This is a genomic window from Citrobacter sp. B72, from assembly GCF_016894305.1.
Taxonomy (GTDB): Bacteria; Pseudomonadota; Gammaproteobacteria; order Enterobacterales; family Enterobacteriaceae; genus Citrobacter; species Citrobacter portucalensis.
The window spans coordinates 2,474,776-2,487,323 of record NZ_CP069801.1 but is presented as its reverse complement, the minus strand read 5'-3'; the positions used below and the strand labels follow the sequence as shown (position 1 = coordinate 2,487,323).

The 12,548-nt window shown below is 53.8% G+C and carries 9 protein-coding genes; 7 read left to right on the top strand and 2 right to left on the bottom strand.

Features of this window, described 5'->3' with window-relative positions; translation table 11 throughout:
• Nucleotides 1-3: 3 nt before the first annotated feature.
• Nucleotides 4-1,488, bottom strand: a complete 1,485-nt coding sequence (locus tag JQN59_RS11855) for an MFS transporter (protein WP_149607238.1) — start codon at nt 1,486-1,488, stop codon at nt 4-6.
• A 117-nt stretch (nt 1,489-1,605) separates the two neighbouring features.
• On the opposite strand from JQN59_RS11855, the gene JQN59_RS11850 reads away from it, so the two are divergent.
• The 7 genes from JQN59_RS11850 to JQN59_RS11820 all read left to right on the top strand — a co-directional run bounded on the left by JQN59_RS11850 (nt 1,606) and on the right by JQN59_RS11820 (nt 11,525).
• The gene (locus tag JQN59_RS11850) at nt 1,606-2,184 is read left to right on the top strand and encodes a TetR family transcriptional regulator (RefSeq protein WP_048214178.1); all 579 of its coding nucleotides are present in this window, start codon (nt 1,606-1,608) and stop codon (nt 2,182-2,184) included.
• A gap of 212 nt (nt 2,185-2,396) precedes the next feature.
• Nucleotides 2,397-3,782 carry a NarK family nitrate/nitrite MFS transporter gene (locus JQN59_RS11845; RefSeq protein ID WP_008784805.1) on the top strand — a complete coding sequence of 462 codons (1,386 nt, stop codon included), beginning with the start codon at nt 2,397-2,399 and terminating at the stop codon, nt 3,780-3,782.
• A gap of 96 nt (nt 3,783-3,878) precedes the next feature.
• On the top strand, nt 3,879-7,619 hold the full coding sequence (locus JQN59_RS11840) for a nitrate reductase subunit alpha (RefSeq protein ID WP_008784806.1): 3,741 nt from the start codon (nt 3,879-3,881) through the stop codon (nt 7,617-7,619).
• Nucleotides 7,616-9,160 carry a nitrate reductase subunit beta gene (gene narH, locus JQN59_RS11835; RefSeq protein WP_008784807.1) on the top strand — a complete coding sequence of 515 codons (1,545 nt, stop codon included), beginning with the start codon at nt 7,616-7,618 and terminating at the stop codon, nt 9,158-9,160. The genes JQN59_RS11840 and narH overlap by 4 nt, the downstream gene beginning before the upstream one ends.
• Nucleotides 9,160-9,855 carry a nitrate reductase molybdenum cofactor assembly chaperone gene (narW, locus tag JQN59_RS11830; RefSeq protein ID WP_048214176.1) on the top strand — a complete coding sequence of 232 codons (696 nt, stop codon included), beginning with the start codon at nt 9,160-9,162 and terminating at the stop codon, nt 9,853-9,855. Before narH ends, narW begins: the two co-directional genes overlap by 1 nt.
• The gene (narI, locus tag JQN59_RS11825; RefSeq protein ID WP_003833047.1) at nt 9,852-10,532 is read left to right on the top strand and encodes a respiratory nitrate reductase subunit gamma; all 681 of its coding nucleotides are present in this window, start codon (nt 9,852-9,854) and stop codon (nt 10,530-10,532) included. Before narW ends, narI begins: the two co-directional genes overlap by 4 nt.
• A gap of 99 nt (nt 10,533-10,631) precedes the next feature.
• Nucleotides 10,632-11,525, top strand: a complete 894-nt coding sequence (locus JQN59_RS11820; RefSeq protein ID WP_149607239.1) for a PhzF family isomerase — start codon at nt 10,632-10,634, stop codon at nt 11,523-11,525.
• A 58-nt stretch (nt 11,526-11,583) separates the two neighbouring features.
• Here JQN59_RS11820 and nhoA read toward each other — a convergent pair whose 3' ends face one another.
• Nucleotides 11,584-12,429, bottom strand: a complete 846-nt coding sequence (nhoA, locus tag JQN59_RS11815; RefSeq protein ID WP_149607240.1) for an N-hydroxyarylamine O-acetyltransferase — start codon at nt 12,427-12,429, stop codon at nt 11,584-11,586.
• Between the last annotated feature and the right edge of the window lie 119 nt (nt 12,430-12,548).

Genomic DNA, 12,548 nt, shown 5'->3' with positions numbered 1-12,548 from the left:
TTATTAACGTTGTACCTTTGCCAGACTGAACCACATTCCTATCGCTAAGACGATAAGCATGCTGCCGGCGCTGCTTAAGGCCACGCTATGTGACCAGGTGAACGCTTCTCTGGCAGCCGTCAGCAATGCCTCACTCAGTGACGACGGGAGCGAGTGCGCCAGTTGTACCGCCTCCCCCATTGACGATGAGGCACGTTCTACTTCCTGCGGATTCAGTCCGGCTGGCGGCAGAATCGATGCAGAAAAGCTACGGCTCAGCAGTAAGCCAAAGATAGCGATCCCAAGTCCTGCCCCCAGTTCATAAGCCATTGTCTCGATGGCGCCAGCGGCCGCGGCTTTTTCCGCCGGCGCTGCTGCCATGATGGCCGCCGTTGAAGCCAGGAGCGCACTGGCGGCGCTGAAGCCGAGCAAAGCCATCAACATCCAGGCTTGTATCTGTTGGCTACTGAAATCCGTCATCGCCAGGCCGTAAAAACTGACGGCGCTCAGTGCCATGCCTGCCGTTGCGACACAACGTAATCCCAGGCGTGAAACCAACATACCGGCAATCGGTCCGCTGAAACCACTTGCCAGCATCACCGGCAGCATGAACAATCCAGCCTGATACGGTGTTAAACCGTGAACAAACTGTAGTTCCTGAGCCATCAGCAACTCAAAACCCACCAGCGTTATCATCGCGGTCATCGCCATCACTACACCGCTCAAGATAATGCGATGCGTGAACAGACGCATATCAATCATCGGGCGAGCTGCCGCAAGCTGGATACGGACAAACTGCCACAACAGTAAAGCGCCGGTTAACAGCGTCAGGGCGATGGCAACGGTCGCCGTATGCCCTTTCAGCGCAGTTTTAGCGCTGTAAACCAACAGCAGAATGGCAACAATCAGCATGATCGCATGACCAAAATTTAACGATTGATCGCGACGTCCGGCCTGGCGTGGCACTAAGCGTGCGGTTAAGGCCATTACCACCAGGACAATTGGCACATTGATTAAGAACACGGATCCCCAGTAGAAGTGCTCCAGCAGCATCCCGCCAACCAATGGGCCAAACGCCGCACCGCCGGAACCGACCGCTGCCCAGACGCCGAGCGCCATATTTCGATGCCGTTGCTCAGAGAACGTGGCGCGAATACCCGCCAGCGTTGCCGGAACAATCATCGCCGCGCCAATCGCCAATACCGCCCGGGTGGCAATCAGCCAGCTTGCGCTATGAGCAAAAGCGGCCGCCAGCGATGCGAGACCAAATAATCCACCGCCTAACAGCAGCAGACGTTTAAAGCCGATGCGATCGCCCAGCGCACCCATTGGCAATACCATACCGGCCATTACCAGGGAATAAATATCAATGATCCACAGCAGCTCGTTGCCACTGGCACCCAGCGTCATACTCAGCGTGGGCGCGGCAACGTGCAGCACCGTTGCATCAATCGCAACAGGGATGTAGACCAGCACAATAATGACTAACGTTAACCACTGACGAAACATAAAACTCCCTAACGAAACCAAAACTGGACACATGTCCAGCTTTAGCGATCCTACGGAAAATTGAACATATGTCCAACTTTTTGTTAGACTGCGATCTATACGGGTACAGGAGGAATGATGAGCTATCTAAATCGGGATGAACGTCGGGAAGTGATTCTGCAAGCAGCAATGCATGTCGCACTTGAAGAAGGATTTTCCGCCATGACGGTTCGACGCATTGCTGCAGAAGCTCACGTCGCGACGGGCCAGGTACATCACCATTTCGCCTCTGCCGGCGAACTCAAATCCCAGGCATTTGTGCGCCTTATCCGCACTCTACTTGATGCCGAACTGGTCAGCGAAGACGCCAGTTTCCGTGAGCGACTGCATGCGATGCTAGGCAGTGAAGATGGTGGTCTGGAACCCTATATTAAGCTATGGCGTGAAGCACAGGTTGTTGCGGGTAAAGATCCGGAAATTAAAAGCGCCTACCTGTTGACCATGCGAATGTGGCACGAAGAAACCGCCAACATCATTACACAAGGACAGAAAGCCGGTGAGTTCTCATCCGCGCCTGATGCCGCCGACGTCGCATGGCGCTTAATCGCATTAGTCTGCGGCCTGGATGGTATGTACATATTAGGTATTGAGGAAATGGCCGATCCTGCATTCGATCGTCATCTTGATCGTATGATAACGCAGGAGTTATTTATTTGATGTAATAGATGGATTAACAATACATCTTTTATGTTTACAATTAGTAACACTTAAGCAACGTGTAATTCTCCCATCACGCCGCGTTATTGCGCTTTTTTATCTATTCTTTCAGTCAATATTCCTAAAACTTTTCAATAGTTTCTAAAAAGAAGCCGCGCGGCGCTGCATGCGTTTATTTCTTTTTCATGAACGGCATGTGCATGGAGAATAATATGTCATCATCAAATGAGAAAAATAATCGTTATCTTTTAACGGACTGGAAACCAGAGAACCCCGGTTTTTGGGAAAATAAAGGCAAGCACATTGCGCGCAGAAACCTCTGGATATCAGTGAGTTGCCTGCTTCTTGCGTTTTGCGTTTGGATGCTGTTCAGTGCCGTAGCCGTCAATCTGAATAAAATTGGTTTTAATTTCACCACCGACCAACTGTTTTTATTAACGGCATTGCCATCTCTTTCTGGTGCAATATTACGCGTACCCTACTCCTTTATGGTACCTATATTTGGTGGTCGTCGCTGGACCATTTTTAGCACGATTATTCTGGTTATTCCCTGCGTCTGGCTCGGATTTGCCGTGCAAAATACCGCTACTCCGTTTGGAGTATTTATAATCATTGCGCTGATGTGTGGTTTTGCTGGCGCTAACTTTGCCTCCAGCATGGGCAATATCAGCTTTTTCTTCCCCAAAGCGAAGCAAGGTAGCGCATTAGGCGTTAACGGTGGTCTCGGCAACCTCGGCGTCAGCGTGATGCAGTTGATCGCGCCACTGGTGATCTTTCTGCCCATATTTACCTTTTTGGGCGTACAGGGCGTACCGCAAGCTGACGGCTCGTTATTGTCGCTGGCCAATGCAGCATGGATATGGGTGCCGTTACTGCTGATAGCCACTGTGGCAGCGGGCATGGGAATGAACGACATTGCCAGCTCGAAGGCCTCAATTGCCTCCCAGTTACCGGTACTCAAGCGTTTTCATCTGTGGTTATTAAGTCTGCTGTATCTCGCCACCTTCGGTTCATTTATCGGTTTTTCGGCAGGCTTTGCCATGCTGGCGAAAACCCAGTTCCCCGACGTGAATATCCTGCAACTGGCGTTCTTCGGCCCCTTCATCGGCGCGCTTGCACGATCGGCGGGTGGTGTTATCTCTGACAAGTTTGGTGGTGTGCGTGTCACCCTAATTAACTTCATCTTTATGGCACTGTTCAGCGCCCTGCTGTTTCTCACTTTGCCCGGCTCGGGCGAAGGTAGCTTTATCGCGTTTTACCTGGTGTTTATGGGCTTGTTCCTGACCGCGGGTCTGGGCAGCGGTTCAACCTTCCAGATGATTGCGGTGATCTTTCGCAAAATCACAATTTATCGGGTGAAGCTGCATGGTGGTACCGAAGAACAGGCTCAGCGGGAAGCGGTAACCGATACCGCAGCCGCCCTGGGATTTATTTCCGCTATTGGCGCAGTGGGGGGCTTCTTCATTCCTAAAGCGTTCGGCTCATCGCTGGCGTTGACCGGCTCGCCAGTAGGCGCAATGAAAATATTCCTCGTGTTTTACATCGTCTGCGTGCTGGTGACCTGGTTGGTCTATGGCCGTAAATCACAAAAAAAATAACAAAATGGATACCGCAGGATCGGACATTTAGGTTGGCCGGATTAGGCCTGGAGTTCGATTCACCGTCGGCAATATTATCGAAGCAGGAGTTATGTCATGAGTAAACTGTTAGACCGCTTTCGCTACTTTAAACAAAAGGGCGATACGTTTGCCGAGGGGCATGGGCAAGTGATGCACACCAACCGGGACTGGGAAGACAGCTATCGTCAGCGCTGGCAGTTCGACAAAATTGTGCGTTCTACCCACGGCGTTAACTGTACCGGCTCATGCAGCTGGAAGATCTACGTTAAAAACGGGCTTGTGACCTGGGAAACGCAGCAAACCGACTACCCGCGTACTCGTCCTGACCTGCCAAATCATGAGCCCCGTGGCTGTCCACGCGGCGCCAGCTACTCGTGGTATCTCTATAGCGCTAACCGCCTGAAATATCCGCTGGTGCGTAAACGCTTAATCGAATTGTGGCGCGACGCCCTCTCCCGCCAGCCCGATCCGGTGCTGGCCTGGGAATCCATTATGAACGACCCGCAAAAATGCCAGAGCTACAAGCAGGTACGCGGGCGCGGTGGATTTATCCGTTCCAACTGGAAAGAGCTTAATCAGCTGATTGCTGCCGCCAACGTCTGGACGGTGAAAACCTACGGCCCGGATCGCGTGGTCGGCTTCTCCCCGATCCCGGCGATGTCGATGGTTTCCTATGCCGCCGGCACACGCTATCTCTCGCTAATCGGCGGAACCTGTCTGAGTTTCTATGACTGGTACTGCGACTTACCGCCCGCGTCACCGATGACCTGGGGCGAGCAGACCGACGTTCCTGAATCCGCCGACTGGTATAACTCCAGCTATATCATCGCCTGGGGCTCTAACGTGCCGCAGACCCGTACCCCGGATGCGCACTTTTTCACAGAAGTACGCTACAAAGGCACCAAGACGATTGCCATTACGCCGGATTACTCGGAAGTCGCTAAACTGTGCGATCAGTGGCTGGCACCCAAACAAGGGACAGACAGCGCGCTGGCAATGGCGATGGGCCACGTCATCCTGAAAGAGTTCCACCTCGACAATCCCAGCGATTATTTCCTCAATTACTGTCGTCGCTATACCGACATGCCGATGCTGGTTTTACTGGATGCCCGCGAAGATGGCAGCTACGTGCCTGGACGTATGATGCGCGCCTCAGACCTTGTCGATGGTCTGGGAGAAAGCAACAATCCAGAGTGGAAAACGGTAGCCTTTAACAGCGCTGGCGAACTGGTTGTCCCGAACGGATCTATCGGTTTTCGCTGGGGGGAAAAAGGCAAATGGAACCTGGAACCACTGGCGGCTGGCGCTGAAACTGAACTTTCTCTTTCGCTGCTTGGTCAGCATGATGAAGTGACCGGCGTGGCATTCCCCTATTTTGGCGGCAACGAAAACCCACATTTTCGCAGTGTAAAACAAGAACCGGTGCTGATCCGTCAACTGCCGGTAAAACATCTTACCCTCGCTGACGGTAGCCGTTGCCCGGTGGTGAGCGTCTATGATCTGGTGCTGGCGAATTATGGCCTCGATCGTGGTCTGGATGACGTTCATAGCGCGCAAGATTACAGCGAAGTGAAAGCCTACACCCCGGCCTGGGGCGAGCAAATTACCGGTGTGCCACGCCGTCATATCGAACAAATCGCCCGTGAGTTTGCTGATACGGCGCACAAAACGCATGGCCGTTCGATGATCATTCTCGGGGCTGGCGTCAACCACTGGTATCACATGGATATGAACTACCGAGGCATGATTAACATCCTGGTGTTCTGTGGCTGCGTGGGACAAAGCGGCGGCGGCTGGGCGCACTATGTGGGTCAGGAGAAACTGCGACCGCAAACCGGTTGGTTGCCGCTGGCCTTTGCGCTGGACTGGAACCGACCACCGCGTCAGATGAACAGCACTTCGTTTTTCTACAACCACTCCAGCCAGTGGCGTTATGAAAAACTCACCGCGCAGGAACTCCTCTCTCCGCTGGCCGACGCGTCGAAGTTTAGCGGACATTTGATTGACTTTAACGTGCGGGCTGAAAGGATGGGCTGGCTGCCGTCTGCGCCGCAGCTTAACCTCAACCCTTTGACTGTTAAAGCAAAAGCCGAACAAGCAGGGCTATCTCCTGCGCAATACACCGCACAGGCGCTGAAGTCAGGTGATATTCGTTTTGCCTGCGAACAGCCAGATAACGGCAAAAACCATCCGCGCAACCTCTTCGTCTGGCGCTCTAACCTGCTCGGCTCCTCCGGTAAAGGGCATGAATACATGCTCAAATATTTGCTGGGTACCGAAAGCGGGATCCAGGGGGAAGCGCTCGGTTCAAGCGAGGGTATTAAACCTGAAGAGGTTGAATGGCAGTCGGCGGCGATAGAGGGCAAGCTCGATCTGCTGGTCACGCTCGATTTCCGTATGTCCAGTACCTGTTTGTTCTCCGATATCGTTCTGCCAACCGCTACCTGGTATGAAAAAGACGATATGAATACCTCGGATATGCATCCGTTTATTCACCCGTTGTCTGCGGCGGTTGACCCGGCATGGGAATCGAAGAGCGACTGGGAAATTTATAAAGGCATCGCCAAAGTATTTTCTGAGGTTTGCGTCGGACACCTTGGACAAGAAACGGATGTGGTATTGCAACCGCTGCAACACGACTCTCCGGCAGAGCTGGCGCAGCCGTTTGACATTCAGGACTGGCGCAAAGGCGAATGCGATCTCCTCCCGGGCAAAACGGCACCGAATATCGCCGTTGTGGAGCGTGACTACCCCGCCACCTACGAACGCTTTACTTCACTTGGCCCGCTCATGGACAAACTCGGTAACGGCGGGAAAGGCATTGCGTGGAATACCCAGGCGGAAGTCGATTTCCTCGGCAAGCTGAACTACACCAAGCGCGAAGGCCCGGCAAAAGGCCGACCGCTGATTGACACCGCGCTGGATGCCTCTGAGGTGATCCTCGCCCTGGCACCGGAAACAAACGGTCAGGTGGCGGTGAAAGCCTGGGAAGCGCTGGGGGCGATGACCGGACGCGACCATACGCATCTGGCGTTGAACAAAGAAGACGAGAAGATCCGTTTTCGCGATATCCAGGCGCAGCCGCGCAAAATCATCTCCAGCCCCACCTGGTCCGGGTTGGAAAGTGAACATGTTTCCTATAACGCAGGCTATACCAACGTCCACGAGCTGATCCCATGGCGTACCCTGTCCGGTCGCCAGCAGCTGTATCAGGATCATGCGTGGATGCGAGCGTTTGGTGAAAGTCTGGTGGCGTATCGTCCACCTATCGATACCCGCAGCGTCAGTGAAATGCGCGAGGTTCCGCCTAACGGCTTCCCGGAAAAAGCGCTCAACTTCCTGACGCCGCACCAGAAATGGGGGATCCATTCCACCTATAGCGAAAACCTGCTGATGCTGACGCTGTCGCGCGGCGGACCGATTGTCTGGATCAGTGAAACCGATGCCAAAGAGCTGGGCATTGAGGATAACGACTGGATTGAAGCCTTCAACGCCAACGGTGCGCTCACCGCGCGTGCAGTGGTGAGTCAACGCGTGCCACCGGGAATGACCATGATGTATCACGCTCAGGAGCGAATCATGAATATCCCTGGCTCAGAGGTGACCGGGATGCGCGGCGGGATCCATAACTCGGTGACCCGCGTCTGCCCGAAACCCACGCACATGATAGGTGGCTATGCGCAGCTGGCATACAGCTTCAACTATTACGGTACGGTCGGCTCTAACCGCGATGAGTTCATCATGATTAGAAAAATGAAAAATATTAACTGGCTGGATGATGAAGGTCGCGATCAGGTACAGGAGGCGAAAAAATGAAAATACGCTCACAGGTAGGCATGGTTCTTAATCTGGATAAGTGCATCGGCTGCCACACCTGCTCCGTCACCTGTAAAAACGTCTGGACCGGGCGTGAAGGGATGGAATATGCGTGGTTTAACAACGTCGAGACTAAACCGGGGATTGGCTATCCAAAGAACTGGGAAGATCAGGAAGAGTGGCAAGGCGGCTGGGTTCGCGATGTTAACGGCAAGATAAGACCGCGTCTGGGCGGTAAGATGGGCGTCATCACCAAAATTTTCGCCAACCCGGTGATCCCGCAAATCGATGATTACTATGAGCCGTTTACCTACGATTATCAGCATCTGCATAGCGCGCCGGAAAGCAAGAATCAGCCCACCGCGCGTCCGCGTTCGCTGATCGATGGTAAGCGGATGGACAAGATTATCTGGGGTCCAAACTGGGAAGAACTGCTTGGCGGCGAATTTTCAAAACGTGCCCGCGACCGTAACTTCGAGAAGATGCAGAAGGAGATGTACGGTCAGTTCGAAAACACTTTCATGATGTATTTACCGCGACTTTGTGAACACTGCCTGAACCCAAGCTGTGTCGCCACCTGCCCAAGCGGTGCTATCTATAAGCGTGAAGAAGACGGCATTGTGCTGATCGACCAGGACAAATGTCGCGGCTGGCGCTTGTGCATCAGCGGCTGTCCGTACAAAAAAATCTACTTTAACTGGAAGAGCGGTAAGTCAGAGAAGTGCATTTTCTGCTATCCGCGTATTGAGTCCGGCCAGCCGACGGTATGTTCGGAAACCTGCGTTGGACGTATCCGTTATCTCGGCGTATTGCTGTACGACGCCGACCGCATCGAAGAAGCGGCCAGCACCGAGCATGAAACCGATCTCTATGAGCGTCAGTGCGATGTATTCCTCAATCCGCACGATCCGGCGGTCATTGAAGAGGCGTTAAAACAAGGTATTCCGCACAACGTCATCGAAGCGGCCCAACGTTCGCCAGTATACAAAATGGCGATGGACTGGAAACTGGCGCTGCCGCTGCACCCGGAATATCGCACCCTGCCGATGGTCTGGTATGTACCGCCATTGTCACCGATTCAGTCGGTCGCCGACGCGGGCGGACTGCCGCACAATGGCAACATTTTGCCTGCGGTTGAGTCGCTGCGAATTCCGGTTCAGTACCTCGCCAACATGCTCAGTGCGGGTGATACCGGTCCGGTGCTGCGCGCGCTGAAACGTATGATGGCCATGCGCCACTATATGCGTGCGCAAACAGTGGAAGGCGTGACGGACACCCGCGCGATTGAGGAAGTAGGTTTGACCGTTGAGCAGGTTGAAGAGATGTATCGCTATCTGGCCATCGCCAACTATGAGGACCGCTTTGTGATCCCGACCAGCCACCGTGAAATGGCGCGTGATGCCTTCCCGGAGAAAAACGGCTGCGGATTTACCTTCGGTGACGGCTGCCATGGCTCAGATACCAAATTCAACCTCTTTAACAGTAGCCGTATCGATGCTATCGACATCACCGAAGTGCGCGATAAAGCGGAGGGTGAATAATGCAAATCCTGAAGGTTATCGGCCTGCTGATGGAATATCCCGACGAGCTGCTGTGGGAGTATAAAGACGACGCGCTGGCGCTTGTGGCCAGCGATGCCCCCATGCTTACCGAATTTAGCCAGGGATTGCTCAATGCGCCACTGCTGGATAAACAAGCGGAATGGTGCGAAATCTTTGACCGGGGCCGGGCCACCTCTCTGCTGCTGTTTGAGCACGTGCACGCCGAGTCCCGTGACCGGGGTCAGGCGATGGTTGATCTGCTGGCGCAGTATGAAAAGGTCGGGCTACAGCTCGACTGCCGCGAACTACCGGATCACCTGCCGTTGTATCTGGAGTATTTGAGCGTGTTGCCGGAGGACCAGGCCAAAGAAGGACTGCAGAACGTTGCACCGATTCTGGCTCTGTTGGGCGGGCGCTTAAAACAGCGCGATACGCCGTGGTATCAACTGTTTGACGCACTGCTGCTGCTTGCCGGAAGCCCTCTTTCAAGTGACAGCGTCACTAAGCAGGTTGGTGCTGAAACCCGCGATGATACCCGTCAGGCGCTGGATGCGGTGTGGGAAGAGGAACAGGTGAAGTTTATCGAGGATAACGCCACCGCCTGCGACAGTTCACCGTTACAAAACTATCAACGACGCTTTAGCCAGGACGTTGCGCCGCAGTATGTCGACGTCAGCGCGGGAGGCCCGAAATGATACAGTACCTGAACGTCTTTTTTTACGATATCTACCCGTACCTGTGCGGTACGGTATTTATCCTCGGCAGTTGGCTACGCTATGACTACGGGCAATACACCTGGCGCGCCTCTTCCAGCCAGATGCTGGACAAACGCGGCATGGTGCTGTGGTCAAACCTGTTCCACATCGGCATTCTGGGGATCTTTTTCGGTCACCTGTTCGGCATGCTAACGCCGCACTGGATGTATGCCTGGTTCCTGCCGATTGCGGTGAAACAACAGATGGCGATGATTGCCGGTGGGCTTTGTGGCGTACTGACGCTGGTTGGTGGCGCAGGTTTGCTGGTGCGGCGTCTGACCAACCCGCGCATTCGTGCAACGTCTTCCACCGCTGATATTCTGATCCTTTGCGTTCTGCTGATTCAGTGTATCCTCGGCTTAACCACCATCCCGTTCTCCGCACAGCATCCTGACGGCAGTGAAATGCTGAAACTGGTTGGTTGGGCGCAGTCAGTGGTGACCTTCCAGGGCGGTGCATCTGCACATCTGGATGGCGTGGCGTTGATTTTCCGTGTGCACCTGGTTCTGGGGATGACTATCTTCCTGCTATTCCCGTTCACCCGTCTGGTCCACGTATGGAGTGCGCCGTTTGAGTACTTCACTCGCCGCTATCAGATAGTGCGTTCCCGCCGATAATTGAACTCTGATGCCCGGTAGCGCTTGCGCTTACCGGGCCTGCATCGCTATCCCGCTTTTTGTACGTTATGATGCTTCTCCATTTCAGGGAGAACACTAATGAAACCACAGGTTTACCACGTCGATGCCTTTACCTCGGTCCCTTTTCGCGGCAACTCAGCAGGTGTGGTTTTACATGCTGATGGACTGAGTGACGCGCAGATGCAGCTCATCGCTCGCGAGCTGCGTCATTCAGAAACCGCATTTCTGCTGACCAGTGACGACAGCGATGTTCGCATCCGCTATTTCACCCCGACGGTCGAAGTTCCTATCTGTGGGCATGCTACCGTCGCCGCGCATTATGTGCGGGCTAAGGTGCTGGGTCTGGGTAACTGCACGGTCTGGCAAACCTCGCTGGCCGGACGTCATCGGGTGGATATTGACGCTACCGGGAACGACTATCGCATTAGCCTTGAGCAAGGTGAACCGGGTTTTGAACCTCCGCTGGAGGGCGCTGTTCGTACTGCGATTCTCGATGCGCTGCACCTGAGCGAAGACGATATGCTGGCAGGCTTACCCATTCAGGTTGCCACCACTGGGCATTCGAAAGTGATGATTCCACTGAAGCCCGAGGTGGATCTCGACGCCCTTTCCCCTGATTTACCGGCTTTGACCGCTATCAGCCAGCAAATTGGCTGTAACGGTTTCTTCCCTTTTCAAGTCCGCGAGGGCGAAAACGCCACTGATGGCCGCATGTTTTCACCTGCTATTGGTATTGTGGAAGACCCGGTTACCGGTAATGCCAACGGTCCAATGGGCGCATGGTTGGTCCACCATGGGCTGATGGCGCATGATGGCAAAACGTTACGTGTTCAGGGGCATCAGGGCCGTGCGCTCGGGCGCGACGGGATTGTTGATGTGACGGTGACTATCCGTGAAAACCAGCCGGAAAAAGTCACCATTACCGGTTCGGCGGTGATCCTGTTTCACGCAGAATGGGCGATAGATTTTTAATTGTTCCCGTAGGCCGGATAAGGCGATGACGCCGCATCCGGCATTAATTCCGATGCCCCTATTTCCCCGCCTCCGGATGCGTTTCAAACGCCGCCATGACCGTCGCCAGCTCATCTTCGGTAAATCCATGCTTCACGTCATCCACACCCAGTCCAAATCGTTCTTGCAACAACGCATACAAACTGGCGACGTCAGGCAAATTAATCTGCTCTACCGCATGTCCATCCTGATAATGGGTAAAGTGAAAATTGGTTAACGTTAATTTCCCGCCGTCGGGCAGATGACGGCACATCAGCAGATGATGGCGAAAATGTGATTGCGGCCAGTGTGCGGACCAGAAGTTGCCCATCAGATAATCGCTCTGATGCTGCACGACCAGATCGAAACGGTACATTGACTGCCAGTGTTCGTGATGACGGAACTGGAGGATCCAATCTTCACCTTCCTGAATCAGCCGATATTCGCCGTGTGGCGTCTTCTGCTCAGTGTTGGCCTGCAGACGAATCGGCGCCGTCAGCGTTTGTCCGCCGAAACCAACGTCGGCGATCCACTGCTCTCCCTGCAATTCAACCAGCAACAGACGATGCGTGCGCGGCGGCAGGCTTGACGGATTTGCCAGTACCACGCGACCGAGAAGGCTACGTACGTTAAAACCGATTTCGCGTAGCGCGCGTTCAAACACGCCGTTCTGTTCAAAGCAATAACCGCCACGACGCGCCGTTACCAGCTTCTCTTCCAGCGACAAATCGTCAAGCTGCATCTCCCTTGGCAGTAATACGTCCAGGTTTTCAAATGGAATCGCGGCGTTATGCAGTAAATGCAGCGCTTGCAAGGTTTCAATGTTGACGTTGGCCGAATCTGACCAGCCAATACGGGCAAAGTAAGCGGTTAAAAAAGGCGTCATACGGAGTTCCTGTTCGATTAATGCAGTACTTATAACGTATTTTTCGTTTTACGCTGTCGATTTTGTGCGTTGTTAATTCTTGTGAGGCGACAAAATCGCTAATACCGTTAATATCTATG